The 26,839-nt window shown below is 68.4% G+C and carries 27 protein-coding genes; 10 read left to right on the forward strand and 17 right to left on the reverse strand.

Annotated elements, in window-relative coordinates:
* Positions 1-71 precede the first annotated feature (71 nt).
* The gene (locus tag ACWV14_RS09655) at positions 72-1,025 is read left to right on the forward strand and encodes a LysR family transcriptional regulator (protein WP_454907140.1); all 954 of its coding nucleotides are present in this window, start codon (positions 72-74) and stop codon (positions 1,023-1,025) included.
* Between the two features lie 5 nt (positions 1,026-1,030).
* Here ACWV14_RS09655 and ACWV14_RS09660 read toward each other — a convergent pair whose 3' ends face one another.
* The 3 genes from ACWV14_RS09660 to ACWV14_RS09670 all read right to left on the reverse strand — a co-directional run bounded on the left by ACWV14_RS09660 (position 1,031) and on the right by ACWV14_RS09670 (position 4,130).
* Positions 1,031-1,246, reverse strand: a complete 216-nt coding sequence (locus tag ACWV14_RS09660; protein WP_454907138.1) for a hypothetical protein — start codon at positions 1,244-1,246, stop codon at positions 1,031-1,033.
* A gap of 417 nt (positions 1,247-1,663) precedes the next feature.
* A complete protein-coding gene (locus ACWV14_RS09665) occupies positions 1,664-2,557 on the reverse strand; it encodes a universal stress protein (protein WP_454907136.1) in 894 nt (297 codons plus the stop codon).
* Positions 2,558-2,909: 352 nt separating this feature from the next.
* Entirely contained in the window at positions 2,910-4,130 is a 1,221-nt protein-coding gene (locus ACWV14_RS09670) for a polyhydroxyalkanoate depolymerase (protein ID WP_454907134.1), read from the reverse strand.
* 81 nt (positions 4,131-4,211) lie between these two features.
* Between ACWV14_RS09670 and ACWV14_RS09675 the strand changes: the two genes are divergently transcribed.
* A complete protein-coding gene (locus tag ACWV14_RS09675; RefSeq protein WP_081270274.1) occupies positions 4,212-4,868 on the forward strand; it encodes a glutathione S-transferase family protein in 657 nt (218 codons plus the stop codon).
* 16 nt (positions 4,869-4,884) lie between these two features.
* Here ACWV14_RS09675 and ACWV14_RS09680 read toward each other — a convergent pair whose 3' ends face one another.
* From ACWV14_RS09680 to ACWV14_RS09705, 6 genes are all read right to left on the reverse strand, one after another.
* Positions 4,885-5,232: a DOPA 4,5-dioxygenase family protein gene (locus ACWV14_RS09680; RefSeq protein WP_454907132.1), complete on the reverse strand. Its 348-nt coding sequence runs from the start codon at positions 5,230-5,232 to the stop codon at positions 4,885-4,887.
* Between the two features lie 7 nt (positions 5,233-5,239).
* The gene (locus tag ACWV14_RS09685) at positions 5,240-5,872 is read right to left on the reverse strand and encodes a DUF4166 domain-containing protein (protein ID WP_454907130.1); all 633 of its coding nucleotides are present in this window, start codon (positions 5,870-5,872) and stop codon (positions 5,240-5,242) included.
* A gap of 5 nt (positions 5,873-5,877) precedes the next feature.
* A complete protein-coding gene (locus tag ACWV14_RS09690) occupies positions 5,878-6,918 on the reverse strand; it encodes an SRPBCC domain-containing protein (protein ID WP_454907128.1) in 1,041 nt (346 codons plus the stop codon).
* A gap of 37 nt (positions 6,919-6,955) precedes the next feature.
* The gene (locus tag ACWV14_RS09695; protein WP_454907126.1) at positions 6,956-7,903 is read right to left on the reverse strand and encodes an SAM-dependent methyltransferase; all 948 of its coding nucleotides are present in this window, start codon (positions 7,901-7,903) and stop codon (positions 6,956-6,958) included.
* A 28-nt stretch (positions 7,904-7,931) separates the two neighbouring features.
* A complete protein-coding gene (locus ACWV14_RS09700; protein ID WP_454907124.1) occupies positions 7,932-8,354 on the reverse strand; it encodes a thiol-disulfide oxidoreductase DCC family protein in 423 nt (140 codons plus the stop codon).
* A 62-nt stretch (positions 8,355-8,416) separates the two neighbouring features.
* Positions 8,417-8,995 carry a GbsR/MarR family transcriptional regulator gene (locus ACWV14_RS09705; RefSeq protein ID WP_454907122.1) on the reverse strand — a complete coding sequence of 193 codons (579 nt, stop codon included), beginning with the start codon at positions 8,993-8,995 and terminating at the stop codon, positions 8,417-8,419.
* A 118-nt stretch (positions 8,996-9,113) separates the two neighbouring features.
* On the opposite strand from ACWV14_RS09705, the gene ACWV14_RS09710 reads away from it, so the two are divergent.
* Positions 9,114-10,208 carry a PA0069 family radical SAM protein gene (locus ACWV14_RS09710; RefSeq protein ID WP_454907120.1) on the forward strand — a complete coding sequence of 365 codons (1,095 nt, stop codon included), beginning with the start codon at positions 9,114-9,116 and terminating at the stop codon, positions 10,206-10,208.
* 28 nt (positions 10,209-10,236) lie between these two features.
* Here the strand turns inward: ACWV14_RS09710 and ACWV14_RS09715 are convergent, their stop codons facing one another.
* Entirely contained in the window at positions 10,237-10,701 is a 465-nt protein-coding gene (locus ACWV14_RS09715) for an Lrp/AsnC family transcriptional regulator (RefSeq protein WP_454907118.1), read from the reverse strand.
* A gap of 151 nt (positions 10,702-10,852) precedes the next feature.
* Between ACWV14_RS09715 and ACWV14_RS09720 the strand changes: the two genes are divergently transcribed.
* Positions 10,853-13,114, forward strand: coding sequence for an aminotransferase class V-fold PLP-dependent enzyme (locus tag ACWV14_RS09720; protein ID WP_454907116.1), 2,262 nt, complete (start codon positions 10,853-10,855; stop codon positions 13,112-13,114).
* 5 nt (positions 13,115-13,119) lie between these two features.
* On the opposite strand, the gene ACWV14_RS09725 is transcribed toward ACWV14_RS09720, so the two are convergent.
* Positions 13,120-13,653, reverse strand: coding sequence for a MarR family winged helix-turn-helix transcriptional regulator (locus ACWV14_RS09725; protein ID WP_454907114.1), 534 nt, complete (start codon positions 13,651-13,653; stop codon positions 13,120-13,122).
* 335 nt (positions 13,654-13,988) lie between these two features.
* Here ACWV14_RS09725 and ACWV14_RS09730 point away from each other — a divergent pair, with 335 nt between their 5' ends.
* From ACWV14_RS09730 to ACWV14_RS09755, 6 genes are all read left to right on the forward strand, one after another.
* Positions 13,989-14,921: a LysR substrate-binding domain-containing protein gene (locus ACWV14_RS09730; protein ID WP_454907112.1), complete on the forward strand. Its 933-nt coding sequence runs from the start codon at positions 13,989-13,991 to the stop codon at positions 14,919-14,921.
* Positions 14,922-15,324: 403 nt separating this feature from the next.
* A complete protein-coding gene (locus ACWV14_RS09735) occupies positions 15,325-15,612 on the forward strand; it encodes a type IV pilin protein (protein ID WP_454907110.1) in 288 nt (95 codons plus the stop codon).
* A gap of 27 nt (positions 15,613-15,639) precedes the next feature.
* Entirely contained in the window at positions 15,640-16,305 is a 666-nt protein-coding gene (locus tag ACWV14_RS09740; RefSeq protein WP_454907108.1) for a hypothetical protein, read from the forward strand.
* A 5-nt stretch (positions 16,306-16,310) separates the two neighbouring features.
* Positions 16,311-16,853, forward strand: a complete 543-nt coding sequence (locus tag ACWV14_RS09745) for a GTP-binding protein (RefSeq protein WP_454907106.1) — start codon at positions 16,311-16,313, stop codon at positions 16,851-16,853.
* Positions 16,850-17,245 (forward strand): roadblock/LC7 domain-containing protein, encoded by a 396-nt coding sequence (locus ACWV14_RS09750; RefSeq protein ID WP_454907104.1) that lies wholly within the window; start codon positions 16,850-16,852, stop codon positions 17,243-17,245. Before ACWV14_RS09745 ends, ACWV14_RS09750 begins: the two co-directional genes overlap by 4 nt.
* 94 nt (positions 17,246-17,339) lie before the next feature.
* A complete protein-coding gene (locus tag ACWV14_RS09755; protein WP_454907102.1) occupies positions 17,340-17,699 on the forward strand; it encodes a hypothetical protein in 360 nt (119 codons plus the stop codon).
* Positions 17,700-17,717: 18 nt separating this feature from the next.
* Here ACWV14_RS09755 and ACWV14_RS09760 read toward each other — a convergent pair whose 3' ends face one another.
* The 6 genes from ACWV14_RS09760 to ACWV14_RS09785 all read right to left on the reverse strand — a co-directional run bounded on the left by ACWV14_RS09760 (position 17,718) and on the right by ACWV14_RS09785 (position 26,836).
* A complete protein-coding gene (locus ACWV14_RS09760) occupies positions 17,718-19,166 on the reverse strand; it encodes an efflux transporter outer membrane subunit (RefSeq protein WP_454907837.1) in 1,449 nt (482 codons plus the stop codon).
* A gap of 41 nt (positions 19,167-19,207) precedes the next feature.
* The gene (locus tag ACWV14_RS09765; RefSeq protein WP_454907100.1) at positions 19,208-20,449 is read right to left on the reverse strand and encodes an efflux RND transporter periplasmic adaptor subunit; all 1,242 of its coding nucleotides are present in this window, start codon (positions 20,447-20,449) and stop codon (positions 19,208-19,210) included.
* Between the two features lie 93 nt (positions 20,450-20,542).
* Positions 20,543-23,755 carry an efflux RND transporter permease subunit gene (locus ACWV14_RS09770; protein ID WP_454907098.1) on the reverse strand — a complete coding sequence of 1,071 codons (3,213 nt, stop codon included), beginning with the start codon at positions 23,753-23,755 and terminating at the stop codon, positions 20,543-20,545.
* 92 nt (positions 23,756-23,847) lie between these two features.
* Entirely contained in the window at positions 23,848-24,216 is a 369-nt protein-coding gene (locus ACWV14_RS09775; RefSeq protein ID WP_454907096.1) for a hypothetical protein, read from the reverse strand.
* Positions 24,217-24,293: 77 nt separating this feature from the next.
* A complete protein-coding gene (locus ACWV14_RS09780; protein WP_454907094.1) occupies positions 24,294-25,100 on the reverse strand; it encodes a YfaP family protein in 807 nt (268 codons plus the stop codon).
* Positions 25,097-26,836, reverse strand: a complete 1,740-nt coding sequence (locus tag ACWV14_RS09785) for a DUF2300 domain-containing protein (protein WP_454907092.1) — start codon at positions 26,834-26,836, stop codon at positions 25,097-25,099. The genes ACWV14_RS09780 and ACWV14_RS09785 overlap by 4 nt, the downstream gene beginning before the upstream one ends.
* Positions 26,837-26,839: the final 3 nt, after the last annotated feature.

A 26,839-nucleotide genomic window follows, 5' to 3' on the forward strand; every position in this document is an offset into this window, starting at 1 on the left:
TTGCCTCCTCATAAAGAAAATTTTGAATTTCTATAATTTGATTCACTGAATCAATAACCGAGGATGCGTCCATGGCCACCTTGCCCCTGCGTGCGCTCACGCTGCGCCAGCTGCAGTTCTTCTCGGTGCTGGTGGAAGAAGGCCAGTTCGGCCGCGCGGCCAAGCGGCTTTCCATCACGCAGCCGGCCCTGAGCAACGCCATCAAGCAGATGGAAAAACTGCTGGGCGCCGAGCTGCTGACCCGCTCCACCCACCGGCTGGAACTCACGCCCGTGGGCGCCGAGGTGCTGGCGCGCACCGATTTCCTGGTCAACACCTTCGATGTGGCGCTGCGCGACATCGAGAGCACGGTGCAGCGCGGCCGGGCCTTCGTGCGCGTGGGCGTCATTCCCTCGGCCAGCGCGCGCGTGGCGGCCGCGGCCAGCGAGTTCCTGCAGAGCGGCCAGCGCGAGGTGGAGCTTGCCTGGCGCGACGCACCGTCGAACACGCTGCTGGCCGAGTTGCGCAGCGGGCAGATCGACATGGCGGTGGCCGCCATCACCGAGCCACCGGGCGGCCTGACCTGCATCGACCTGTTCCGCGACCCGCTGGTGCTGGTGGTGCGGCGCGACCATGCGCTGGCGGCAGCCGGCGACGCGAACTGGGAGGCCATCGGCAAGGAGCGGCTGGTGCTGTTCGAAAGCGGCAGCATGCCCGCGCTGGGCAACCCTGCTCGCGCGCAGTTCGCGCAGGGCGCGGAGCCCTACCGCGTGAGCTATTCGGAGACGCTCTATGCGCTGGTGCGCAGCGGGCAGGCGCTGGGGCTGATGCCGCGCCTGTACACCTCTTCGCTGCGCGACCCCGAACTGGCCGTGGTGCCGCTGCTGAAGCCGCGCGTCGAGCGCCGCGTGGTGCTGGCCTACCTGCCGGGGCCGATGCGCAACGTGGTGGCGCAGGAGCTGATAGCGTTCCTGCGCGACAGGCTTCCGCAGGCCGGCGAGGCGACCGTGCGGCGCGTGAGCAAGGCGCCGCGCGCGCGGCGCTGAGCGCTTCAGGCCATCTGCGTCTCGCGCCGGAAGCGCTCCAGCGTCCAGCCCTCGCCGAGCAGGAACATGCGCGTGTGCAGCTCGGCGAGCGTGGCGCGCTCGACCTCGCGGCCGAGGTAGCTCAGCTGCTTGTTGCGCAAGTCGGCAAAGCCTGCCTCGCAGTGGCGCGACAGGCTCTGCCAGAGCGCATGCGCGCCCGGCGACTGCCGCGCGCCGCTCATGAGGCAGATGCCCCGGCCCAGCGCCCAGCGCCCAGCGGTACACGGCGGAGGCCAGCCCGCGCCGCTGGTAGGTCGGGTCGTACTGCGAATGCGGCGCGCGGATGTGGCGGTCGGCCCTGCGGTTCAGCTCGATCAGCCGGTTGAACACGGTGTAGCCGACCAGGCTGTCGCGGCGCGTGTCCTCGATGTAGACGTACAGCTCGCCGTCGGCCTCGCGAAAGCGTGCGCGCAGGCCGGGGTCGCCGAGCACGAGCTGCGGCATGTCGCGCAGGCGGTCGCCCATCGCGCGCATGCGTTCGTGCACCGGTGCCAGCGTGTCGACGGGCTTGGCCTTGCGCGGATCGACGTCGATGCGCAGCTCGGCCGGCCTGAAGCGCCACCAGACCGGCAGCATCGGAAGGAATGTCAGTGCCGGCGTCATGCCGCACCCCGCTGCGCCAGCGCCGCGGGGCGCTGGCCCTGGCGGGCCGCAAGCGCGCAGTGCGGCACCACCAGCACGTCGCCCGTGGACCAGCGCAGCACGCGCAGTGCCACGCTGCCGAAAAGAAAATCCATCAACGCGCAGCGCCTGCGCTTGCCCACCACCAGCAGATCGGCCTTCGAGTACTGCTGCTGCACGGCAGCCTGCCGCGCAGGGTCGCCGCGCCCTATCGACGACACCACGCGATTGCGGCGTGCGATCGACGCATCGGACAGCCACAGCATGCGTTCGCGCGCATGGCGGGCGCAGGCGTGGCGGTAGGCGTCGATCACGTGCGTTGACACGTCCGCGTAGCGCAGCTTGCCTTCGTGCATGGGCGTGAAGGCGTGGAACAGCTCGATGTCGGCCTGGCCGTCGAAGGCGCAGGCCAGGTCGACCAGGGGACGCGACTCCTCCATGAGATCGACGGCGACGAGGATGCGGCCATAGCCGCCTGCCCGCGCATCGAGCCGCGCCACCAGCACCGGCCGCCGCGTCGCCCGCACCAGCTGTTCGGCCGGTTGGCCGTGGAAGAAGGCCGCGAGCGAGCGGTCGGGCTCGTCGCCTATCACCACGAGGTCGCACCACTGCGCCTCGCGCGCGGCGCCGTCGAGGCGCCCGCGCGTGTCGTCGATCTTCTTGACGAGGATGCCGAAGCGCTCGGCCACCTCCAGGCACACGGCGCCCAGGCCGCTGGCCGCATCGGCATCCGCCGGGCCGGCGAAGGCGGCCGGCGCGTACATGATCTTCAGCAGCGCGCCGTGCGCCGCCGCGATGGAGGCCGCGCGCACCACCGTGCGCAGGCCGTGCGCCGACAGGTCCGTCACCGCCAGGATCGATTGGATGTTCATCGTCAGTGTTCTTTCCGCATGACAAAGCCAGCCGCAGGCCACGGCGAAGCGGCTGGCAGCGAGCAGGAGAATCAGCTGGGGAAAGCGCGGCGTGCCCGTGCGGGCGCGCTACCGCGCGGGGCTTGGGCCCGGCGGTCGATGAAAGGTGCTGAAGAAAGGGGAGGGAGGCTGACCGCCGGGCTCAGAGATCTGCGAGGGTCGGATGCGACCCTGCAGCCGTGCGCGCAGTGAAGACTGCGCGCGGCGTGCTGCGGATGAAAGCCTGGCGTTGCATGGGGCCCGAGTGTAGGAAGCCCCGCGCGCAAGGGCAAACAATGGCCTCACGCCCTTTGCCGGATTGGCGCGATGCCCCTCAGCCGTTCAGCTCGGCCGCCGCGTGGATGGTTTCGCGCACGCGCGGGTAGATCTGCGCGTTCCACTTGCTGCCGCTGAACACGCCGTAGTGCCCCACGCCAGCCTGCAGGTGATGTGCCTTGAGGTAGGGGCGGATGCCGGTGCATAGGTCTTGCGCCGCCACCGTCTGGCCCACGGCGCAGATGTCGTCGCGCTCGCCTTCCACCGTCAGCAGCGCGGTGCGGCGGATGGCGGCGGGGTTCACCGTGCGCTCGCCCACGGTGAGCTTGCCGCGCGGCAGGTCGTAGGTCTGGAACACGCGCTCCACCGTCTCCAGGTAGAACTCGGCCGGCAGGTCGTTCACGGCCAGGTACTCGTCGTAGAAGTTGCCGATGGTGCGGGCCTTGTCGATGTCGCCTTCTACCAGGTGGGTGTACATGTCCTGGAACTGCTTCTTGTGGCGCTCCGGGTTCATGCTCATGAAGGCCGACAGCTGCAGGAAGCCCGGGTACACGCGCCGCATGGCGCCCGCGTGCGGCCACGGTACATGGCTGATGAGGTTGCGCCGGAACCAGTCGATCGGCCGGTCGGTCGCGAGCTTGTTGACCGTGGTCGGGTTGATGCGGCAGTCGACCGGGCCGGCCATCAGCGTGAGGCTGCGCGGCGTGGCGGGGTTGTCGTCCTCGGCCATCAGCGCGGTGGCGGCCAGCGCGGCCACGCAGGGCTGGCAGACCGCCACCATGTGCACGCCCGGGCCCACGGCCTCCAGGAAGCGCATGAGCTGCAGCGTGTAGTCGTCCAGGCCGAAGCGGCCCTCCCAGAGCGGCACGTCGCGCGCGTTGTGCCAGTCTGTCAGGTACACGTCGTGGTCGCGCAGCAGCGTGCGCACGGTTTCGCGCAGCAGGGTCGCGAAATGGCCCGAGAGTGGTGCGACCAGGAGCACGGGCGGGTGCACCGCTTCGGTGTCTTTCCTGAAGTGCAGCAGGGTGCCGAAGGGCGAGACCAGGGTTTTTTCCTCGTGCACGGCCACTTCGGCGCCGTCGACCGGCACGCTGGCAATGCCGTAGGGCGGCCGCGTGTGGGTCAGCCGCATGCGCGAGAACACCTCGAACTGCGCGGCCATGCGCCGCAACATGGTGCGCTCGGTGCCGTCTTTCCACAGTGCCTGGCCCAGGTACTGCGCGGCGAGCCTGGCGGGCGACAGCATGTCGGCTTGGTTCTGGTAGGCCCGGTACAGCATGGCTTCGGTGCAGGCAAGTTGCGGGCCAGCCGTATGGCATGGCGCTTGCACGCAATGCAGCAACGCCCAAGGAGCTTCAAGATGGCCAAACCCGTTCTCACCATCAGCAGCAAGAACTACGGCGCGTGGTCGCTGCGCGGCTGGCTGATGTGCAGGCTGGCCGGGCTGGACTTCAGCGAGAAGGTCATTCCGCCCGACGACCCGGCCATGAAGGCCGAGATGCTGCTGCTGTCTTCGTCGATGCTGGTGCCCTCGCTGCAGCACGGCGGCGTGAAGGTGTGGGACACGCTGGCCATCGGCGAATACCTCAACGAGATCAAGCCCAAGGCCGGCCTGCTGCCCGACGACATCGCAGCCCGCGCCCACTGCCGCGCCATCTGCGGCGAGATGCATTCGGGCTTTTCGTCGATGCGCGGCGCGCTGCCGATGAACATCAAGGCCCATTTCAAGAACTTCAAGGTGTGGTCGCGCGCGCAGGCCGACATCGACCGCATCGTCGCCATCTGGCGCGAATGCTTCAAGGCCTATGGCGGCCCTTTCCTTTTCGGCAAGCAGCCGGGCATGGCCGACGCGATGTACGCGCCGGTGGTCACGCGCTTCCTGAGCTACGACGTGGCGCTGGACAGCGCGTGCGCTGCCTACTGCAAGCGGGTGATGGAGCTGCCGGCCATGAAGGAATGGGTGGCCGCGGCAAAACAGGAGCCCGAAGAAATCGACGAGCTCGACGCGGAGTTCTGACCGGCGGCACCCCTGCCTAGTGCCGGAACATCCGCAGGTCGAGCGCGCTTTCCTCGCCCAGCCACATGGCATGCGCCGTGTGGTCCGCGAAGTCGTCGCCGGTCACGCCGTGCACGAACACGTCGAGCCCGTTGCGGTTGGCTTCGAGCCAGCCGATGACCTGGTCGAACTCGGCGGCGTCGAAGGCGAGCTGGCAGCTCCAGTGCGGATGCGGGCCCACCAGCCGCTCGTGCATCCGGCCGACCACCACCATCAGTTCGTGGCCGGCGCGCTCGCAGAGACTGCGGGCCTGCGCCAGCGTGTCGGGTCCGAAGTAGACGTGGGCGTGGTACTGGGCGTAGAGGTTTTCGGGGCGGCGTGGCATGGTGCGCTCATTGTGGACCCACGCGCGGGTCCAGGTGAAAACGCCCGCTGTAGCGGAACACGTCGCCGAACCAGCGGTGGCGCAGCAGCATCTTCATGGTGAAGCGGTCGGCGTCCTGCGGGTCGGGCCGCTCTTCCACGTAGGCAGTGCCCAGGATGAGCCCGAGCGGCAGCGGAATGCGCAGCCCCGCCACGCGCCAGATGTAGCCCCGGTCGCGGAACACCACCGCGCCTTCTTCCGCGCTCACGGCCAGCCGCATGCCGATGCCGAAGCGCACGTACTCGATCACCTCGCTGCCCCGGCGCGCGTCGTGCTCCATGTGCGATCGGAAATGAAAGGGCGGCCTGCCCGGAAAGCGGAAGACGCGGTCCCAGTGGAGCGTGGCGTTGTCGGGGCGGCAGCGGTAGTGCACCTCGATCGGCACGTCCTTGCCCTGGTGCGGCACCAGCGCGCCGAACAGCCGGCCGAAGGGCATCAGCAGTGCGGCCCAGGGGGCGTGCCAGACCTCGCTCATGGAGCCGCGCACGCATACGTGGTCGTCGGAAAACGGCGCCATCGTGTAGTGGCGGCGGATGACGTCGCCGAGCCGCTCCCAGGCGGGGCCGAGCGCCTGCTGGAAGACCGGTGCGGTGGGCGGCATCGTCGTCATCCGGCCGCCGCCGCGCCGGCCGTGGCTTCGGCGCGTGCCTTGTAGAAGCGCAGGATGTTTTCCGAGGCGTCGGCCAGCAGCAGGTGCATGACGCGGTCCGCATACCAGTTGAAGCTGGTGCTCATGCGCCACGACACCGCAACGCGCAGCTCGGTGCCGCCGTCGCGCGGCGTCAGCGTGTAGGTAGCGTCGCGCAGGTCGAAGTACTGGCCGCCGATCATCACGTGATCGTCGAGCGCCCCGGCCGGGAAGGAGTCGGGCGAGAAGCGGAAGCGCCACTTCAGCAGGCGGTCGGGCTGCCACTCGGTGATGACTTCCTCGAAGTGCACGTTCTTCTGCCACTGCACCTGGCGCACGCGGCCCTCGGGCGTGTCGACCGTGACGCCCGACACCGGCATCGGCACGCCGATGCGGTAGGCCCAGGCGTCGCCGACTTCTGCGGGGCGGATGTCGCGCGCGGCGTTCAGCTCGTGCCACACGCGTTCGGCGGGCGCGGCGATGAAGAGCGTGCGCGATGTGTTCGACAGCCGGTCCGGGTTGGGCAACTGCGGCTCGATGGCGCCTAGCACCAGCGGCAGCATTGCGAAGCTGTAGATGGCCTGCTTCGGCCAGTTGGTGATGCGGCACACGATGCCCATCGCCAGTCCGCCGACGCTGCCCATCACCGCGAACAGCGGCACGATGACGATGGCGCAGATCAGCCCCTCGATGAACACCGCCAGCGTGCCGGCGACGAAGAGCGCGGTCGCCACCCACGGCGCCCAGAGGTAGTAGCCCCAGCTGCGGCGCTCGATGCGCTCGGCCATGTACACGGTGACGGCGCCGCACAGCGCGGGCACGAAGTACACGAAGGAGCCGAGCATCGGCGAGAAGCGCTGGCCCGGCCCGCCGCTGAAAACGATGCGAAGCACCAGCGCGATGGCCGCGCCCGCCAGCATCGGCCAGAACCACGCGAAGGGCATGGCGCCTCGGGACTGGGGCGGCAGTTCGTCGGGTGCGAGTTCGGCGAGCCGGCTTTCCTGGTTGTTGTCTTGCATGCGGAGCTTTCTGCTGGTTGTTTTTTCTCGTGTTCGCTCAGCCGGCACTGCGCGTGGCCGTGACCATGCAGTAGTCGAAGTCGCGCCAGAACATGCCCAGCGCCAGCGCGCAGTAGCTGGCCACGATGTGCTTGCGCCGCCACGGGCCGAGCTTGCCGCGCGCCTTCCAGAGTTCGGCCAGGGTGAAGCGCGTGGCCAGCACCGGAATGTGCAGCGCGCTGGGCGCGACACGCCAGCGCAGCGACCTGCACTCGATGTCCTCGAAGCCGTTGTCGCGCAGGGCGGCGATGAAGTCGTCTCGCACGGCCAGCGTGGGCACGGCCCAGCTGTCGGCCCACAGGCGGTGCAGCCAGCCGGCCGCGCGGCCGGGCTTGCGGCGCAGCAGGAAGCCGTCGGCCACTGCCAGCCGCGCGCCGGGCTTGAGCAGGCGCGCGGCCTCGCGGATGAAGTCGGCCTTGGCGGTGCCGTCGGCGTAGCAGGCGCTTTCCAGGGCCCAGGCGCCGTCGGCCTGCGCGGCGGGCAGGCCGGTGCGGGTGTAGTCGGCCTCCACGTGGGCCATGCGGTCGGCCACGCCCGCCGCGGCATCGAGCCTGGCGGCGATGCTGTTCTGCACTGCCACGTTGGTCACGGTGACTGCGTACAGCGACGGGTTGTCGCCCACCAGCGTGCGCGCGGTGGCGCCGGCGCCGCAGCCCATGTCGATCACGCAGCGGCGGGGCGTTGTGCCGGGTTGCGCATCGGCAAGCCGCAGCGCGCGGCCGACCACGCGGTTCATCTCGACCAGCATGCCTTCGCGCCGAAACGGGTTCAGCCCGGCGCGCCAGAAGCCGAAGTGCATGTTGTAGCTGGGGCTCCAGGCGCTGTAGTCGAACGCGACTTCGGTGAAGTAGACCTGGGTGTCTTCGGTGGTGATTGGGGCACCGGCCGATGCCTGTGCGGGCGCTTCGAGCGGCAGGCGGAAGTCGGGCTGGAAAACGGTAGGCATGGCTATTCCCTCGCGTGGTGTTTTTTCTTCAGAGGCGGCAGTTGCCGTCGTTGCAGGAAGGCGCGATGCGCCCCGCCAGCCGTGTCGCCAGCCAGCGCGGAATGCGGTAGCGGTTGCGCGCCAGCAGGGCGTAGGCGCGGTCGGCCAGCGGCGCGACCAATGGCAGGTCGAGCAGGCCGCCGCCGCTGGGCAGGCCCACCGCCGCCCGGCTTGCGCGGATGGCCGGCACGCCGACCAGCACCCGGCCCGTTGCGTCGACCACGTGGATCGCGGCCATCAGCGCGTCGCGCGGTGCCGGCCCGTCGCTGAACGAGGCCGGCGAGCAATCGACGAAGCGCAGCCGGCCCGCCGTGTCGTGCGCCCCCAGGTTGCCCATTTCGGCCGAGCAGATGGCGCAGCTTGCGTCGAAGTACACGGTCAGCGGATAGACGGGGAGGGCGGCTCGGCTCATGGCATCCTTTGTTCTCGATATTTCTGTCAAAACAGAAACAAATGGGCAAAAAAAGAGAGGGCTCAGATCATCGGCAGGCTGGCGTGATGGGCATCGGGATCTTCGTCCTTGCCGCCTTTGTCGCCGCGCACGAACTTCTGCACGCTGGCGCCCAGCGTGAGCACCTTGTCGAGCGTGCCGGGCGACAGCCGCAGCATTTCGTCGGCCCAGGTGGCGAGCTTGTTCATGAGGTCCATGGTGGAGCGGATGCGGTCCTGCGCATCGGGCGGCTCCTTCTGGAAATCGGGGCTCGAGACCAGTTCTCGCAGCACGCGGATGGTCGGGTCGAACTCGCGTTCCTTGCGCTCGCGCACCACGGTGCGAAACAGCTCCCACACGTCGACGCTAGTCTCGAAGTAGTCGCGGCGGTCGCCCAGCGTGTGGGTGACGCGCACGAGGTTCCAGGCCTGCAACTCCTTCAGGCTGTTGCTGACGTTGGAGCGCGCGACGCCGAGCGTTTCGGACAGTTCCTCGGCATGCATCGGCTTGCCGTGGGCGAAGAGCAGGGCGTGGATTTGCGAGACGGTGCGGTTGACGCCCCACATGGACCCCATTTCGCCCCAGTGCAGGACGAACTTGCGTTGAATGTCTGTGAGTTCCATGGCGCCGAGTTTAGGATTTACGAAATTTCTGTCAAGAGAGAAATGTAAAAAGCAGGCGGTCCTGAGGAAACGGTGAAATACTGTACAAATACACAGTAATTGCAGCCGAGGACCAGCCATGCCAGCAGCCCGCATCCCCATTCACGCCATCAAGGGCCGCGGCGCGGCCACGCAGCTCGCGCATCGTTTCTCCAAGGACGAGCGCAATGCCTTCGACGACGGCTGGGGCACGCTCGAAGAGGGCGTGGCCGAGGCCGAGGAGCTTGAGCCCATCGCCACCGAGGTGCGCTTCGAAGACGTCAAGTCGGCGCTCAACGAGAACGACTCGCCCGACATCTACTTCGACCGCTCGCTCAACCCCTACCGCGGATGCGAGCACGGATGCATCTACTGCTTCGCCCGGCCCACGCACAGCTACCTCAACCTGTCGCCCGGCCTCGACTTCGAGACCAAGCTGATCGCCAAGCGAAACATCGCCGACATGCTGCGTACGGAACTCGGGCGCAAGAGCTACCGGCCCAGCTACATCGCCATCGGCACCGCCACCGACTGCTACCAGCCCATCGAACGCGACTTGAGGCTCACCCGCTCGGTCATCGAACTGCTGCAGGAAGCGCGGCATCCGTTCGCGCTGGTCACCAAGTCGAGCGCCATCGAGCGCGACCTCGACGTGATCGCGCCGATGGCAGCCGACCATCTCGCGGCCGTGTACGTGACCGTGACCACGCTCGACGGCGAACTCGCCCGCAAGCTGGAGCCGCGCGCCGCCGCGCCGCACCGCCGGCTGCGCACCATCCGCACGCTGACCGAGGCGGGCGTGCCGGTGGGCGTGAGCGTGGCGCCGCAGATTCCCTTCGTGACCGAGGACATGGAACAGGTGCTCGAGGCCGCATGGGAGGCCGGCGCGCGCAGCGCCTTCTACACGGTGGTGAGGCTGCCGTGGGAGGTGGCGCCGCTCTTCAAGGAATGGCTGGCGCTGCACTACCCCCAACGCGCCGACCGCATCATGGCGCGCATCCACGAGATGCGCGGCGGCAAGGACTACGACGCCGACTTCGCCACGCGCATGAAGGGCTCGGGCCTGTGGGCCGACCTGATCCACCAGCGCTTCGAGAAGGCAACGAACCGCCTGGGCTACAACCGCGAGCGCATTCCGCTGGACATCACGGCGTTCCGGCCACCTGGTGCCGCGGGGCAGGGCAGCCTGTTCTGAACGGCGGCGGGGCTGCTTCGCGAATCCTCTACACGTAGCCCAGCGGCAGTGCCGTGGTCTGCTTCAGTTCCTGCATGGCGAAGCCGGAGCTGACGTCGTGCAGGTTCGTGCCCGAGATCAGTCGCTTGTAGACAGCGTCGTAGGCGGCGATGTCCGGCACCACCACGCGCAGCAGGTAGTCCACGTCGCCGCTCATCCGGTAGAACTCGACCACTTCCGGAATGGCATGGACCGTGGCCGTGAAGCGATCGAACCACTCCTGGGAGTGCGTGCTGGTCCGTACCGACACGAAGACCGTCACCGCCACGTTGACCTTGCGCGGGTCGAGCAGAGCCACCGAGCGCGTGATGACGCCCGCCTCCTTCAGCCGCTGGATGCGCCTCCAGCATGGCGTGGCGGACAGGCCCACCTGCTCGGCGATCTGGGCTACCTGCAGCTCGGCGTCTTGCTGCAGGAGATCAAGAATCTTGATATCTATGGAATCCAGTTTCATCAAATCTCTTTGAAAGAGTATTGGATTCCAATCTTATCGACATGGGCAGCACAAAACGCAAGCCGCTGCTCACCCCCGGCCGGCAGACTCCCCCAGGTGCGCGGCGCCGTCGCCCGCAACGCCTGCAACGCTTCTCCCCGGAATCACCTGAATGGACATCTACCTCGACGCCAACGCCACCACGCCCGTGCTGCCTCGCGCACGGGCCGCGGCACTTGCAGCCATGGCCGAAGACTTCGGCAACCCCAGCAGCGTCCACAGCACCGGGCTGAAGGCGCGCGCGCTGATGGATTCGGTGCGCTCCCGCGCGCGGCGCCTGCTGGGCGCTCCCACGGGCGACCTGCTCTTTCTCAGCGGCGCCACCGAGGGCATCCAGACTGCGGTGCTGTCGGCGTTGAGCTCGCTGCGCGGCCGCGAGGACGTCGACTGCCTGCTGTACGGCGCGACGGAGCACAAGGCGGTGCCGGAAGCGATCAGGCACTGGAACAAATTGCTGGGCCTGAACCTGCGCGTGCAGCCCATCCCGGTCGGCCGTGATGGCCGCCATGACCTGCAGTGGCTGCGCGCGCATGCCGGCCGGGCCGGGCTGGTCTGCACCATGGCCGCCAACAACGAGACCGGCGTCGTCAGCGACCTGGAAGGCATCGCCCAGGCGCTCGACGGGAGCCCGGCCCTGTGGATGGTGGACAGCGTGCAGGCATTGGGCAAGCTCGAGCTCCGGCTCGAGGCCCACCGCATCGACTACGCGCCGTTCTCGGGGCACAAGCTCTATGCCCCCAAGGGCATCGGCCTGCTGTATGTGCGCGCCGGCGCGCCGTTCACGCCGCTGATGGCTGGCGGCGGCCAGGAGGGCGCGCTGCGCTCGGGAACAGAGAACATGTCCGGCATCGCCGCGCTCGGCACGGTGCTGGAAGCGCTCGAGGACGGCCAGACCTTCCGGGACGGCCGCACGCTGGAGGCGTACCGCGACCGCATCGCCGCCGCGCTGAAGAATGCGTTCCCCGGGGTGGTGTTCAACGCGCCCTTCGAACTGAGCTTGCCGACGACCCTCAATTTCTCGGTGCCCGGCCTGGATTCGAAGCTCCTGCAGGACCTGTTCGACGCGGCCGACGTGCGGGTGAGCGGTGGCTCGGCCTGCGGCGCATCGAAGGCGCTGCCGAGCCATGTGCTGCAAGCCATGGGGTTGCCCGCCTGGCAGGCGGCCTCGGCCGTGCGCCTGTCGTTCGGGCCGGCCAGCGACGCGGCCTTCATCGACGAAGCCTGCGAACGGATCGGCTCCTGTGGCGCTTCGCTGCGCGCAAGCTGCCTGAACACCGCTGCCGACACCTCCCGCCCGGGCGACGCGCTCGACGGCCTGACCCGCTTCGTGGTCGGCGGTGCGTGCTGCTACCTCCTGGCCGATGCGGATAGCCGGCGCTGTGTCGTCATCGATCCGCTGCCCGAGTTGACCGGCCGCATCGCGCAACTGCTTCGCTGTCAGGACTACACGCTGGCCGCCGTGCTCGACACGCACAGCCATGGCGACCATGTTTCCTCGGTTGGCGAACTTCGCGCCGCACTGCCGGAACGCCTTCTTCAGCAAGGCGAGGTCGATGCGCTCGGCTGGCCCCTGGGCGTCGATGCCGTCTGCCTGGGCGCGCAGATGCTGACCCGGCTGGCAACCCCGGGGCACACCGCCGACTCGACCGCCTACCTGCTGCACGACGAGCAGCTGAAAATCCGCCTGGCATTCGTCGGCGACACGGTGATGCCCGGCGCCCTGGGGCGAAGCGATTTCGCGCAAAGTGCGCCGCTGGCATTCGGCCCTTCGCTGAAGAAGCTGGAGCAGGCCGCAGGCCCCCGCACGCTGCTGCTTCCGGCGCACGACTACGAAGACCGCTTCGCGAGCACCCTGGCCCGCGAATGCACGGCCCAGCCGCTGCTTGCGCAGGTGCTGTGCGGCGACATCGATGCGGAACGCTTCGCTTCGGCGAAGGCCGAAATGGAGAAAGACCTCGCGCTGACCGAATACCAGACCCTTGCCTGCGGCGCGCGGATCGACAGCGGCTGCGCCGGCGCGAGCCACGAGATGAACGCCACGCAAGCGCAACGGCTGCTGCTCGAACATCCGGGCCTGGTTGTGGTGGATGTGCGCGAGCCCTACGAGCAGCGCGTGAGCGAATCGTCGCCCTTCGGAACCGGCACCCACCGCGAGGCGGTGCCGCTGTCAGGGCTGCTCAATGCGCTGCCCGGCTGGCTGGCGCTGCCGGCCGGTGCGCCGGTGCTGTTCTACTGCCGAAGCGGCAATCGCAGTGCGCAGGCGGCCAAGGCCCTGCGTCGCCTCGGGCATGCGCAGGCATGGAGCCTGGCGGGTGGCCTCGCGCTGTGGTCCGCTGCGGGCGCCGTCGCGCAGCCGGGCGCGCTGATGCACTGAACAGGTCAACGCCACCTGTGGCGCGTGCCGCCCGAGCGGCGGTCGGCTTTTTCCTGAACCACGCCCATCGCGCTCAGTTCCTTGCCGCGCTGCTCGAGCCGGCGCAGGCATTCGAGAAAGATGTCGAGGTGCTCGGCGTCGATGCCGTCGAGCAGATCCATGTTGAGCCGGGCGATCCTCGGAAACAGGGCGTCGCACAACTCGCGGCCGGTGGCGCTCAGCCGCACGTGCACTTCGCGGCCGTCCTCGGGGTCGCGCCGCCGCTCCACCAGTTTTTTCTCTGAAAGGCTGCGCAGGCCGCGCGAGGTGCGCACGCGGTCGAGGTGCAGACGCTCGGCGAATGCCGAAGAGGTGATCTCGCCGATCTGCGCGAGCATGCCGATCATTCCCCACTCGCGATGCGTGATGCCGAAGCCGCCCTCGACGAGGCGGGTGGCCATGCCGCTGCCGGCGCGCACGGCGCGGGACAGCCGGTACAGAAGCAGATCGTCCAGGGAGCGCGGCGCTCGCAACGCGGCCGCATCGGGAAAGGCTTGCATGGTGGGAATCGGAACCGAATAAAAGTGAGAGGGCTGACCCACCTCCGCGGTGGGTGATGGATTAGATCAACTATTGATTGCTGCCTATAAACAATTGCAGCGATGGATATTGCCGCAGCGGCGGAGCGGTTTGCGGATTTTCTGTCCGGATTTCCGCCAATTCCAATATGTCAGCTTCTGCTCAGTTTGAATTCTGATTTTTCCGGAATTCGGGCGATTTGAATCGGCAATTTCAGTCGGACCGATTGCAAATTGATGATCGAGCGATAGCAATAATGAAATTGATGGAAGCAATGAATGGATTGCAGCCAATCACTCAATCAAGGAAGAACCCTGTGCTCGATTTGAACGAAGTCGCCATGTTTGTCCAGGTGGCACGCCTGGGCAGCTTTGCCGAGGCGGCCAGGCATCTGCGCATGCCGTCTGCCACCGTGAGCCGGCGCATCCAGCAGCTCGAGGCGCGCCTGGGCACGCGGCTGATGCAGCGCTCGACCCGCAAGCTCACGCTGACAAGCGCGGGCCAGACCTTTCACGAGCGCTGCGGCCCGGCGGTCGAGGAACTGATCGAGGCGGGGCAATCGCATGTCGCGGGCAGCCAGGAGCCGAGCGGCGCGATACGCGTGGCCGCCTCGGCGAGCTTCTTCGAATACTTCGACATGGGCTGGGTGTCCGCCTTCCTGGCCGGGCATCCGCTGGTGCAGCTCGACTTCGTGCTCAGCGACCTCCCGGCCGACCTCATCGCCGACCGCATCGACGTGGCGTTCCGCATCGGCCCCCTGGAAGATTCCAGCTATGTGGCGCGCAGGATCTTCGCCAGCTATGGCGGGCTTCTGGCCAGCCCGGCCTACCTGGCCGCGCGCGGCACGCCCTGCGACCTGAGCGAACTTGCCGGGCACGAATGCGTGACGCAGCCCCCGGACACCGGCAACTCCGCCGTCTGGCGCCTGCAGGGCCCCGACGGCGTGGAACAAGAGGTGCGTGTGCGCGGGCGCTTCACCAGCAATGTCCAGGTGGCCCTGCGCGAGGCGGCCTGCGCCGGCCTGGGCATCGTGGCGCTGCCGACGATCCTGACAGCCGCAGAGGTGGCCGCGGGGCGCCTGGTGCCGGTGCTGCCCAGGTACATGCGGGCGGGGCGGGGCCTGAGCGTCGTCTATCCCAGCCGCCAGCAGCGGCCGCTGGCCGTCTCTGCGTTCGTCGACATGGCGGTGGAAAAGCTCAGCCTGCGGGAGTGGACGCCGCCCTCGGTCGAGCAGATGCCCGGGACGTAGGTCGCACGGCAATTCATCCCTCCAATTGGCCAATGAAGCGTTGCAATTCGGCAGCTTGCACTGCATGAGCCACGTTGGGGCAATTCGCCTTGTTTTGGTGCGCATTGCCTGCCGGGGCAGCTTCGATTGCATCGAAAGTTGATCGGCTGAATCTCATCCTGTGCGCTAGCGGAAAGCGACAAAGGCCGTGAACAATTGTCACATGCGGTCTTTCGATGGACACGCGTTTCGGCAATCCAATTCTGCTTCGAAAGAAGTGGCTCCCGGATTGCCCTGAATTGGACGAGTTTTTCAAACGCGGAACCAATTCATTCATTTTCATCATTTCCCCGATCTTCGGGAATGGATGGTTTCTTGGCTACAGGAAGGAAAGCGGATGCGGACACGGTCTAGGAGCGCAGCGATGCAACTGGAAGGCGAGGGGCGCGTGCGCCGCTGCGCCGGCTTCACGCTGGTCGAGGTCATGGTCTTCATGGCTTTCATGGCCGTCGTCGCGGCGGGTGCGTTGCCCAACTGCAAGGACTACGTCCTGAACGGGCGGTTCGTCGACGGCGCAGATGGCCGGGCGGCCATGCGCGCCGACGTGGAGCGCCTTCATCAGGCCAACGCCGACCTGGCGAGCAGCCTCTTGCCCCGCTTGCCGAGCTTGCCGCGCCTGCCCGACTGGCGCGAACTACCGGGCGTGAACTGACATGGGCGCCCGGGACCGGAGATGGCGATGCTGAGACTCGGTGTCTACAAGTTGCCCGTTGCCGAAGTCATCGTGATCCGCACGATCGTCAGGCTGTCCGCGAACGATGGCGGCTTTGGCTGGCAGTTGGTAGACGCGCCGCCGTATGACGCGCTGCTGGTCGACGGCCCGGCCGTGGAGCATGAACACTCCACGGTGGCCGGCATGGCCGCTGCCGTGCTCAAGCTCACGCGCATGAATTCGGGCGACGGGCAGCCCGGCACGATGGAGCGGCCCATACGCGCCGACAGGCTGCAGGGTTGGCTCAGGAGCATCGAGCATGCCCTGCGCGAGACGCAGCCCGGCGGCCTCACGCTGGACGAGCAGACTGCCCTGGAGGTCGAGGTTTCCGATGCCGAGCGGTTCATGCTGCGGCGCTGGCCGCCGGCCATGCTGCTGCACAACGACCTCGACAACATCCGCATGGCGAGCCTGCTGGCGCGGCGGGCATTGAGTGCGAGCGAGCTGGCAGACATCAGCCAGCTTCCGTTCGCCCAGTGCGTTTCGTTCCTGCATGCGCTGAAGAAAGCCGGCGTGCTGGAGCTGCACGTGGAGCCGCCCATGCTGCCTCCGGTGCCGCTGCGCGAGGCGGCGATGCGCGGCGACTTCGCCCGAAGCCTCATCAACGGCATCCGTCGCCGGCTGGGCCTTTGAGTGCCATGAAGGAGTACAAGATCCTCATCACGGGCAGCGTCGGCGCCGGAAAGACGACAGCCATCGGGCGCGTGAGCGAAATCGCGCCGGTCATGACCGACGTGCCCAACTCCGACACGTCGATCGACAAGCAATTCACCACGGTGGGCCTCGACTTCGGCCAGCTCACGCTGGACAACGGCGACCGCGTCCGGCTGTTCGGCACGCCGGGGCAGGCCCGCTTCGACTTTCTCTGGAAGATCCTCGCCAGGAAGGCACTGGGCCTGATCGTCCTGACGGACAACTCGCGCCCCGACCCGCTGGACGACCTGTCGACCTACATGCAGGGCTTTGCCGGAGCCCTGTGGACGCTGCCTTGCGTCGTCGGCGTGGGGCGATTGCAGACACACCCCGTGCCGACCCTCGACGACTATGCGGAACGACTCACGGCCACGGGCCGGGTGATTCCGATTCTTGGCGTGGACGTGCGAAACAGGGCCGACGTGGTCCTGCTGATCGACACGCTGCTGATGCAACTCGAAGCCGACATGCGGGGGGAGACAGGGTGAGTTCCACACACGGTTTGTCCAGGACGGCCACGGCGCACGCGCAGCGCGAAGTGCAAAAGCTGGTCGACGAGCTGACGGGCGTGACGGCCGCCGTGGTTGCCACGCTGGACGGCTTCGACGTGGCTTGCGCGACCACCGGCGATGCCGACCCGGCCCGCTTGGCGGCCATGGGCAGCTCCATCGTGGCGATAGGCGGCGTCGTCTGCGACGAGGCCCGCCTCGGCCGCCGCGAGAGCGTGCTGGTGCTGACGGATTCGGGCTTCGCGGTGTTCCAGAGCGTGCACCGCCGCGACGCCGAACTCGTCATCAACGTGCTGGCCCGCGACAGCGCCGTCCCGGCGCTGGTGGCCTACCGCGCCGCCCAGCTTGCCAGGGCCCTCGCCGAGGCATAGCGCAACGGAGCAGATCTTCCCGCGCGTGTTTGCGTGGCGCGCGGGCTTCCTTGCGGTACGCAGCAACCCTTCCAACCATTCGACTGGAGAAAACTTGGCATCCATCAAGCAGACGCTCGACGACATCCTCACCATCGACGGCGCCATGTGCGCTGCCGTCGTCGACTCGGGCAGCGGCATGATCCTCGGCGCCGCGGGATCGGGGGTGGACATGGAAATCGCCGCCGCCGGCAACACGGAAGTCGTGCGCGCCAAGCTCAAGACCATGCGCGCGCTGGGCCTGAGCGACGTGATCGAGGACGTGCTGATCACGCTCGGCAAGCAGTACCACATCATCCGCCCCTCGGCATCGAAGGAGGGGGTCTTTCTCTACGTCGTGCTCGACAAGCAGCGCGCCAACCTCGCCCTGGCGCGCCGCAAGACGCAGGACGTGGACCAGGTGCTGGAATTCTGAAGAAGAGCGCTTCGCCGCTCAGCCAGCCCTTGCAGTGCGGTCGGTGCCGACGGCGGGGCACGACGATGCCGGGGCCCTGCCGGGCTCATCCGCGCCGCACCAGTCTCCACCCAGCGCCTTCACCAGGAACACCGCGGTCAGCAGCCGCTGTCCCCGCAGCTGCGCGGCCTGGCGTTCCACCGTCAGCAGCGACTGCTGGGCGGTGATCACGTCGAGGTAGGTCGACGCGCCGCCTTCATAACGGCTGGTGGCCATGTCCAGCACGCGGCGCGCGGCCGTCACGGCGGCCTGCGCCTGTGCGGTCGCGCTGTCGAGCGCGGAAAGGCCGGTGATGCCGTCTTCCACTTCCTGCATCGCGGTCAGCACGGTGCGGTGGTAGTTGCCCACGGTGACGTCGTAGCCGGCCTTCGCGAAATCAACGTTGGCACGGATGCGCCCGCCGTCGAACAGCACCTGCGTGGCCGACACGCCCACCGACCACAGCAGGCTCGGGCCGTTGAACAGCGTCTCGATCATCCGGCTGTCCACGCCCACGGTGGGCGAGATGAAGATGCTCGGGTAGAAGGCCGCGGTGGCGACGCCGATCTGCGCATTGGCGGCGGCCATCGCGCGTTCGGCCGAGGCCACGTCGGGCCGGCGCTGCAGGATCTCGGAGGGCACGCCCAGCGGCACGGCCGGCGGCCTGATCTCGCGCAGGTCCACCGGCAGCGAGAAGCTGGGCGCCGGCGTGCCGGTGAGCGTGGCCAGCGCATGCTCGTACTGCGAACGCTGCTTTCTCAGCACGTCGACTTGCGTCAGCGTGGTCTCCAGCAGCGCCTGCTGCTGCGCCACGTCCAGGCCCGACACCGCGCCCAGGTCGTGGCGCGCCGTCACCAGTTCGAGCGCGCGGCGCTGCAGCGCGATGGAGCGGGTGAGCACATCGAGTTCGACGTCGGTCGAGCGCAGGTTGAAGTAGCTGCTGGCCACGTCGGCGCTGAGCAGCAGCCGGGTGTTCTGCAGGTCGGCGGCCGATTGCTCCGCCGACGCCTTGGCACCCTCTACCGTGCGCTGCACGCGGCCGGCCAGGTCGACTTCGTAGCTCGCGTTGAGCGACAGCGCGAAGTCGTTCTGCACGGTCGTCGAATTGGGCGTCGAGTAGTTGGTGAGCGGGCGGTTCGCCGAGATCCTCAGGCGCGAGGCGCGGGTGCCGAGGCCGACCTGCGGATACTGGCCGGCCGCATTGGCCGCGAGCGTGGCGCGTGCCTGCGCCAGCCGCGCATTGGCGATGGCCAGCGTGGGACTGCCGGCCAGCGCCTGCTGCTGCAGCGCGTCGAGCTGCGGGTCGTCGAAGCGGCGCCACCATGGACCCTTGTCGGCTGCATCGCTCGGCGTGCTCACGCGCCAGGGTTCTTCGAGCTTCCAGCTGACGGGCAGCGGCGTGTCCGGCGTCTTGTAGTCGGGGCCGACCGCGCAGCCCGCCAGCAGCATGGCGGCCAGCAGCGCGAGCGGAGCGGACAGGCGCGGCGGCGTCACGCCGGGGCCTTCGGCGTCGGAGCCTTTGCCGGCGGCGCTTCGGGCGCCACCGCCACCACGTCGCCTTCGGCCAGCGAATCGGACGGGTTCAGCACCATGCGGTCGGTTTTCTCGAGGCCGTCGATCACCTCGACGTTCTCGCCATAGTTGCGGCCCAGCGTCACGGCGCGCAGGTTGACGCGGCCTTGTGCATCGACCACCGCGATGCGCGTGCCCTCGGCGCGGAACAGCAGCGCGTTCGACGGCACCGAGAGCGTGCGGCTCGCGGCCAGCGGCAGCGACACCTGCACGTAGGCGCCCGGCAGCAGCGCGCCGTCGCTGTTGGGCAGCGACACCTCGACCTGCATCATCCGCGTGGTCGTGTCGATGGAGCCGGCGGTGCGCGCCACCTGGCCTTTGAAGGTCTGGCCGCGCAGCTCGGCCTGCGTCACCACCACGGGCTGGCCGGTCTTCACCAACTGGGCGTAGGCCTGCGGCACGTTGATGTACACGCGCAGCGGATCGGTCTGCGCCAGCAGGAAAAGCGCGCGACCGGCACCGCCGCCCGCGCCCGCGTCGATGAGGTCGCCCACGTCCACGTTGCGCCGCATGATCACGCCCGCGAACGGCGCCACCACGCGCTTGAAGCCCTCGGTCTGCTTCAGCCGCTGCACGTTGGCGTCGGCTGCAGCCACGTTGGAGGTGGCCTGCGCCACTGCGCTGCGGCGTTCGTCCAGCTCCTGCTGCGAGACCACGTCCTTCTTGCGCAGCGCCTCCCAGCGGTCGGCGGTGCTGCGCGCCAGTTCCAGGCCTGAGGCGGCCTGTGCGCGCGCGGCCACGGCCTGCGACAGCTGCTGGTCGATTTCGGGCGTCTCGATTTCGGCGAGCAGCTCGCCCTTCTCGACGCGGCTGCCGATGTCCTTGGTCCAGCGCTTGAGGTAGCCGCTGGCGCGCGCCGAGATGGGCGACTGCACGAAGCCCTGCAGCGTGCCCGGCAGCGACAGCGTCTGGCCGGCGGTGGGCACGCGGGGCAGGGCGGTCTGCACGTACTGCTTCGCGCGCTCGGTCGTGCCCGCTTCGAGCGCGCGGGCGTTGGCGATGCGCACGAACACGGTGCGCGCCGCGCCTAGCCCCAGCAGCACGAGAACGATCAGCACCAGCCAGCGCGTGCGCCGCACGATCTGCCGGCGGCGCAGCAGTTCGCCGTCGCTGTCGCCGGTGGGATGGATGGTCAATGCCGCGTGGCGTTGCTCCGTCATGACCAGCTCGGCGCCGGGCCGCTCCCAAGGCGAGCTGCGGCCCCCTCGGGGGGCAGCGAATACACGAAGTGAATGAGCGTGGGGGTCAAGGCTTTAGTTCTCCTGGGGCGCTGCGCCCGCTGGCGGTTGATGCTGTGCTTCACGCGCCGCCTTGCGGCGAGCAAGCCGACTGTGCACCCCCGCGAACACGGCGGGTACGAAAAACAATGTCGACACCGTGGCAAAGACCAGGCCACCGATCACCGCGCGGCCCAGCGGCGCGTTCTGCTCGGCGCCTTCGCCCAGGCCCAGCGCCATCGGGATCATGCCGATGATCATTGCCAGCGCCGTCATCAGCACCGGCCGGATGCGGGTGGCGCCAGCTTCCAGCGCGGCCGACAGCGGCGGAATGCCCGCGTGCAGCCGCTCGCGCGCAAACGACACCAGCAGGATCGAGTTGGCCGTTGCCACGCCCATGGTCATGATCGCGCCCGTGAGCGCCGGCACGCTCAGCGTGGTGCCGGTGATGAACAGCATCCACGCGATGCCCGCCAGCGCGGCCGGCAGCGCGGTGATGATGATGGCCGCGTCCAGCCAGGACTGGAAGGTGACCACGATCAGCAGGTACACCAGCACGATGGCCATCGCCAGCCCCACGCCCAGCCCGATGAACGACGACTGCATGGTCTGCACCTGCCCGCGGATGTCGACCCGGCTGCCGCGCGAGAGCTTGGGCCGCATCTCGTCGACCAGCTTCTGCACCTTGGAGGCCACGCTGGCCAGGTCGGTGCCCTGCACGCTCACGTACACGTCGATCACCGGCGCGATGTTGTAGCGCGACATCACGGCCGGCTGCCGGTCGGCCTGCGTGCTCACGAGGTTGCCCAGCAACTGCTGCGAGCCGGGCCCGCCCGCGCCGCCGCTGGCGCCCACCGGAATGTTGAGCAGCGAATCGAGCGAATCGACCGTGTACTGCGGCGTCTGCACCGCGATGCTGTAGACCACGCCGTTGGCCGGGTTCAGCCAGAAGGCGGGCGCCGTCTGCGAGCTGCCCGACAGCGCGATGAGCACGTTCTGCCCCACGTTCGAGGCGGTCAGGCCGTATTGCTGCAGCCGCGTGCGGTCCATCTGCAGGCTCAGCGCTGGGCCGTCGAGCCGCTGGTGTACGTGGGCATCGACCGCACCGGGAATCTGCCGGATCGCCTTGGTCAGTTCGGCCGCGCGCGCCGCATTGCCGGCCATGTCGTTGCCGCTGAACTGCACGTCGATGGCCGCTGGCAGGCCGAAGTTTAGGATCTGCGTGACGATGTCCGCCGGCTGGAAGAAGAACTCGATGCCCGGAAAGCGCTTGGGCAGCTCGGCCCGCAGCAGCGACACGTGCTGTTCGGTCGGCTTGTGGCCCTCTTTCAGCGACAGCAGCAGCTCGCCGTCGAAGGTGCCGATGGTGCCGGCGTTGCTGTACGACAGGTTGATGCCGCTGTTGGGAATGCCGAGGTTGTCCAGGATGGTTTCGAGCTGGTCGGGCGGCACCAGCTCGCGGATGGCGGCTTCGACCTGGTCGGTGAGGCGTGCGGTTTCTTCGATGCGGGTGCCGGTTGGCGCGCGCAGGTGCAGGCGGATCTGGCCGGCATCGACGGTCGGGAAGAAGTCGCGGCCCAGCGCCGGGTAGAGCAGGCACGACAGCAGGCAGAAGCCGAGGAACAAGCCGATGAAGCCGGCGCGTTTTGAGAGCACCGCCGACAGCACCAGCGTGTAGGCACGGCGCACGCGCTCGAAGCGCTGGTCGAAGGCGCGGTACAGGCGCTGCAGCACGCTCTGCCTTGCGCCTCCGGCCGGCTGTTGCTGCGGGCCGTGCGAGCCGCCCATCAGCAGCATCACCAGCGTCGGCACCAGCGTGCGCGACAGCAGGTACGAGGCCAGCATGGCAAACACCACGGCTTCCGCCAGCGGCACGAACAGGAAGCGCGCCACGCCCGAGAGGAAGAACATCGGCACGAACACGATGCAGATGCACAGCGTGGAGACGAAGGCCGCCGAGCCGATCTCGCCCGCGCCGACCTCGATGGCCTCCTTCAGCGGCGTGCCCATGTGCAGGTGTCGCTCGATGTTCTCGATGGTCACGATCGCCTGGTCGACCAGGATGCCGACCGACAGCGCCAGCCCGCCCAGGGTCATGAGGTTGAGCGTTTCGCCCAGCGAATACAGCACCAGGATGGACGCCAGGATCGACAGCGGAATCGTCAGCCCGATGATCAGCGTGCTGCGCCAGTTGCCCAGGAACAGCAGCACCATCGCGGCGGTGAGTGCGGCGGCCAGGATGGCTTCGAACACCACGCCCTTCACGGCGGCCTTGACGAACACGGACTGGTCGAACAGCGGCGTGATCTTGATGTCTTCAGGCATCGTCTGCGCGGCGATGGGCAGCATGGCGCGGATGTTCGACACGATGTCCAGCGTGGAGGCTCCGCCGTTCTTCAGCACCGACAGCAGCACGCCGCGCACGCCGTCCTGGCGCACCACGTTGGTCTGCGGCGAGAAGCCGTCGCGCACATAGGCCACGTCGCGCAGGTAGGTGGTGGCGCCGTTCACCGTGCGGATCGGCAGGTCGTTCAGGCCCGCGATGGCGTCGGGCGAGCCGTTCATCTTCACGTTGTATTCGGTGGCGCCGAACTTGGCCGTGCCCGAGGGCAGGATCAGGTTCTGCGTGTTCACCGCGTTCACCACGTCGGCCGGCGAGAGGCCTCGCGCCTGCAGCGCCTGGGTGTCGAGGTCGACCGAGATCAGCCGGTTCTTGCCGCCGTAGGGAAAGGGAATGGCCGCGCCCGGCACCGTGATGAGCTGCGGGCGCAGCTGGTTGACGGTGGCGTCGAACAGGGAGTTTTCAGAGCGCGTGGGGCTCGACAGCGCCAGCTGGATCACCGGCACGCTGGAAGCCGAATACTTGATGACCAGCGGCGGCGTGATGCCCGGCGGCAGCTGCCGCACCTGCGCCTGCATCGAGGCCACCACCTGCGAGATCGCCATCTCGATGTTGGCCGTGGGCTGGAAGAACACCTTGATGATCGATACGCCCGCCAGCGACTGCGACTCGATGTGCTCGATGTCGCTCACAGTGGTGGTCAGGCCCCGCTCGACCTGGCCCGAGATGCGCTGCCCCATTTCCTGCGCCGGCAGGCCGGTGTAGTTCCAGATGACGCTGACCACCGGAATATTGATTTCCGGAAAGATGTCGGTGGCCATGCGCGCCAGGACAAAGGGCGTGGCCAGCACGATCAGCATCGCCATGACGATGAAGGTGTACGGACGACGCAACGCAAGCTGGACCATGGAGGGGGCTCTCTGCTTCCGACGGAAAAAGGTTTCGCATCATAAGGAAGTAGATTTAAGTTTGCTGGCCCAGTCGGGCCGGCTGTCGCGCTTTACCAAATGGCTACGTTGCCGGCGCTGACCACGGCGAATTCGGCGACGTGCGCCGTCTCGGGTGTGTCGCCGCGCACGTAGCGCGCCACGCCCATCTGCTGCTCGGCGCCGTCGACCACGGTGGTCGCGATGAGCGCCAGCTCGCGGTCGTAGTCGATGTGGGTCATGCGCCAGAGTTCGTCCGGCTGGGGCTTGCGCGGCGACAGCAGGCGGCGGTAGCCGGTTTCGTTCGACAGGCCCGCCACGAAGGCCGAGTGCATGGCGAGGCCTTTGGCACGGATCGGGCGGATGCGCACCGGCGTGCCGTCGGCGAGCCGCCAGTCTTCGGCCAGACGGGCGGGGTAGCCGTGGGGCGCCCGCGTTGCCATGGGTGCGTTTTGCCACGCACCCCACGGCAGGTCAACGAGACATGCCCTGCCTTTGCCTCAGGGGGCTTCAGGAGGCTTCAGGGCACCAGGAACGAATGCACCAGCGTCAGTTCGCCGGGTTTGCGCATCGGCACCCGGAAGACCTGCTGCTTTTCCTTGGGCGTGCCTTCGTCCTGCAGGATCGTCACTTGCGCGGTGATCACCGCGTCGCGCTGCTCGCCGGCGCCGAAGTAGTTGACGAACACGTGATAGGCCCCTTGCACCGGGCTGGGCGTGGCGAAGATCTCGGGGCCGAAGCCGGTGGTCACGTCCACGTCCAGCGCGCCGCCGTTGGGGGCCACGCGCGCGCCGTAGAACACATGCTGGCCGTCGGGCGACACCACGTGCAGGTCGAGGTCGGTGTTGTCGCTGTCCCAGCTCAGCACGATGCGCAGCTTGACGGGCACGCGGTTGGCCTGCGTCTCGTAGAACTGCGACCGCGCGACTTCGCCGTTGGGCGAGCGCACTTCCACGCCGTGGCTGCCGGAGCCGAAGGACCACGGCCGCGCGAAGTTGCCCTTCTCGTCGGTCAGCAGCGGAATGGCGATGCCGTCCACGATGAGGCGCGCGGGTGTGCGCGGGGCCGTGCCCTTCGGGTCGTTCGTCTTGGGCGTGGCGGCGATGCGGCCGCGGATCAGCGAAGCCTCGGAGCGGCCGTTGGCGTTGACGCTGCTTGCCGGGTAGTGCACTTCCTGCACGAAGTCCTGCTGCTGTGCCGGGGCGTTGCGCCAGCCGCCGCGCGGTGTGTCGAGCACCGTTTGGGCTTGCGCCGGCAGGCCGGCAAGCGCTGCGAGAAAGCCGATGGCGGCGAAGGCGGCGCGCTGCGCCAGTGAAGAGGTTTTCATGAGTCTGCCAGTTGCTGCGCAAGCCGTTCGATGAAGGTTTCGTCCTGCCCGTGGGGATGGTCGCGGAAGGCCAGGTGCAGGTATTCGTGGATGAGCGTGACGCGGCCCTCGCGGCTGTGCCACTCGCGCACCCGGATCACCAGGCGCCGTTGATCGGAATGCGGAACGCCCATGGCGAGCAGGCACACGCGCAGCGTGTCGTCGACCGGCTGGAAACCAGCCTGGGCGCGCAGCACCTGGCGCCAGCGGCGCTGGCGGTCGGCCAGCCATTGCTGGGCTTCGGGCACCGGCGTGCAGTCGGTCTCGGCCCGGAACGGCGCCAGCGCGCCGCGCGGGTAAGCGGTACGCAGGATGGCGCCGAAGGGCTGGCCCTCGCGCCCGGCAGCGACCGCGGCCTGCCACGACATGACGCCTGGCGAGGCCCGGTTGCTGTGATAGTTGACCGCCTGGCCGTCGATCACCAGGCCTTCGGTGAAGGCGGCCACGGCGCGCGCCGCGGCGGTCGGCGGATTCGGGCCGACGCGCTGCGTGCGGCTGTCGTCGGCGATCTGGCGGCAGCCTTCGGTCTCGCTGGCGTTCTGCAGCACGTAGCTGCGCGCCGCCACCGCGAGCGCGCGGGCGGCTTCGGTTTCGCGCGCGTCGCCTTCACGGTCGACCACGCGCGCCACGTAGTCCTCCAGCGGCAGGCGCGCGGCGATGCGCGGGCTGTCCGAGCCGTAGCGCAGCACCTGGGCCGGCACGGCTTCCATCACCAACTGCGAGCCGTTCTGGAAGGCGATGCGATAGCGCCCGCGCAACGGGCCGGCCGGCGCGGCGGCAGTGTTGCCCGGGAGCGCGCGCTGCACGCTGGCAATGGGGTAGCGCTGGAAGAAGTCGACGGCGACGCAAGGCTGCGCGGCTAGGGCCGCCGCGTCCGGCACAGGAGATGCCAGGCCGTGCGCTGCCCATTGCCCGGCCATCCATTTCGCCTGGGCGCGCAACGCGCTGCGGCTGGTGCCGGTGTCGCCGAACCAGAACGGGGTGCCGTCTGCCAGCCAGCCGGCCGCGCCGCCCACGGGCTGCGTGCCTTCCCGCCATGACCAGGTCTTGAAGCGCGGGCCGCCGCCCAGCGCGGCAAGCACCTCGTCATCGCGCACGGTAACGGGCTGCAGGGCCTGGCGCGCGGCCGTTCGGGCCGGCGCGGGAATCTGGCGCAGCGCGGACAGCAGGTCGGACACGGGCACGCGCGTCTCCGGCTTCATGGCGTCCAGCCGCTGCAGCCAGGCGGGGGCGTCGTTGTCGCGCCAGAAGCGCGTCCAGTCGGCGGCATTGACGCCGACGCGCGCGGGGTCGAAGTAGGGGCCGCAGGACTGGGCCAGTGCCTGCTCGCGGCCGATGCTGCCGCCCGGATCGCAGCAGTACTCGTCGTCGGTGCGGCGTTGCATGCTGGCGCAGCGGTAGACCGGTTCCTGCGTGGCGTTGATGCTCAGGTAGCTGTAGACGAAGAGCTTCCATGTGCTGCCCAGCGGCGTCTGCAACGCACTGGTTTCTTGCGGCACGGGCACGGTGCCTCGCGGAGTGCGTTCGACCGCGACCATGCCTTCGTCCGTGAGCCAGGCCAGGCGCGGCGACGCCGTCGAAGGCGGGGCCGCAAATGCCGGGGAGGCCGGTAAGGCCGGCAGGGCCAGCGCGACCGCGCATGCGAACGCGCCGGCGCCGTACACCTTCAGTCGCGATAGCACCCCGGCCGCTTTCATGAT

The sequence above is a fragment of the Variovorax durovernensis genome, from assembly GCF_977011995.1.

Coding starts and splice junctions, on each gene's coding strand:
- ACWV14_RS09655 (WP_454907140.1), top strand. CDS start 72: ATGGCCACCTTGCCCCTGCGTGCGCTCACGCTGCGCCAGCTGCAGTTC.
- ACWV14_RS09660 (WP_454907138.1), bottom strand. CDS start 1,246: ATGAGCGGCGCGCGGCAGTCGCCGGGCGCGCATGCGCTCTGGCAGAGC.
- ACWV14_RS09665 (WP_454907136.1), bottom strand. CDS start 2,557: ATGAACATCCAATCGATCCTGGCGGTGACGGACCTGTCGGCGCACGGC.
- ACWV14_RS09670 (WP_454907134.1), bottom strand. CDS start 4,130: ATGCTGTACCGGGCCTACCAGAACCAAGCCGACATGCTGTCGCCCGCC.
- ACWV14_RS09675 (WP_081270274.1), top strand. CDS start 4,212: ATGGCCAAACCCGTTCTCACCATCAGCAGCAAGAACTACGGCGCGTGG.
- ACWV14_RS09680 (WP_454907132.1), bottom strand. CDS start 5,232: ATGCCACGCCGCCCCGAAAACCTCTACGCCCAGTACCACGCCCACGTC.
- ACWV14_RS09685 (WP_454907130.1), bottom strand. CDS start 5,872: ATGCCGCCCACCGCACCGGTCTTCCAGCAGGCGCTCGGCCCCGCCTGG.
- ACWV14_RS09690 (WP_454907128.1), bottom strand. CDS start 6,918: ATGCAAGACAACAACCAGGAAAGCCGGCTCGCCGAACTCGCACCCGAC.
- ACWV14_RS09695 (WP_454907126.1), bottom strand. CDS start 7,903: ATGCCTACCGTTTTCCAGCCCGACTTCCGCCTGCCGCTCGAAGCGCCC.
- ACWV14_RS09700 (WP_454907124.1), bottom strand. CDS start 8,354: ATGAGCCGAGCCGCCCTCCCCGTCTATCCGCTGACCGTGTACTTCGAC.
- ACWV14_RS09705 (WP_454907122.1), bottom strand. CDS start 8,995: ATGGAACTCACAGACATTCAACGCAAGTTCGTCCTGCACTGGGGCGAA.
- ACWV14_RS09710 (WP_454907120.1), top strand. CDS start 9,114: ATGCCAGCAGCCCGCATCCCCATTCACGCCATCAAGGGCCGCGGCGCG.
- ACWV14_RS09715 (WP_454907118.1), bottom strand. CDS start 10,701: ATGAAACTGGATTCCATAGATATCAAGATTCTTGATCTCCTGCAGCAA.
- ACWV14_RS09720 (WP_454907116.1), top strand. CDS start 10,853: ATGGACATCTACCTCGACGCCAACGCCACCACGCCCGTGCTGCCTCGC.
- ACWV14_RS09725 (WP_454907114.1), bottom strand. CDS start 13,653: ATGCAAGCCTTTCCCGATGCGGCCGCGTTGCGAGCGCCGCGCTCCCTG.
- ACWV14_RS09735 (WP_454907110.1), top strand. CDS start 15,325: ATGCAACTGGAAGGCGAGGGGCGCGTGCGCCGCTGCGCCGGCTTCACG.
- ACWV14_RS09740 (WP_454907108.1), top strand. CDS start 15,640: ATGCTGAGACTCGGTGTCTACAAGTTGCCCGTTGCCGAAGTCATCGTG.
- ACWV14_RS09745 (WP_454907106.1), top strand. CDS start 16,311: ATGAAGGAGTACAAGATCCTCATCACGGGCAGCGTCGGCGCCGGAAAG.
- ACWV14_RS09760 (WP_454907837.1), bottom strand. CDS start 19,166: ATGCTGCTGGCGGGCTGCGCGGTCGGCCCCGACTACAAGACGCCGGAC.
- ACWV14_RS09765 (WP_454907100.1), bottom strand. CDS start 20,449: ATGACGGAGCAACGCCACGCGGCATTGACCATCCATCCCACCGGCGAC.
- ACWV14_RS09770 (WP_454907098.1), bottom strand. CDS start 23,755: ATGGTCCAGCTTGCGTTGCGTCGTCCGTACACCTTCATCGTCATGGCG.
- ACWV14_RS09775 (WP_454907096.1), bottom strand. CDS start 24,216: ATGGCAACGCGGGCGCCCCACGGCTACCCCGCCCGTCTGGCCGAAGAC.
- ACWV14_RS09780 (WP_454907094.1), bottom strand. CDS start 25,100: ATGAAAACCTCTTCACTGGCGCAGCGCGCCGCCTTCGCCGCCATCGGC.
- ACWV14_RS09785 (WP_454907092.1), bottom strand. CDS start 26,836: ATGAAAGCGGCCGGGGTGCTATCGCGACTGAAGGTGTACGGCGCCGGC.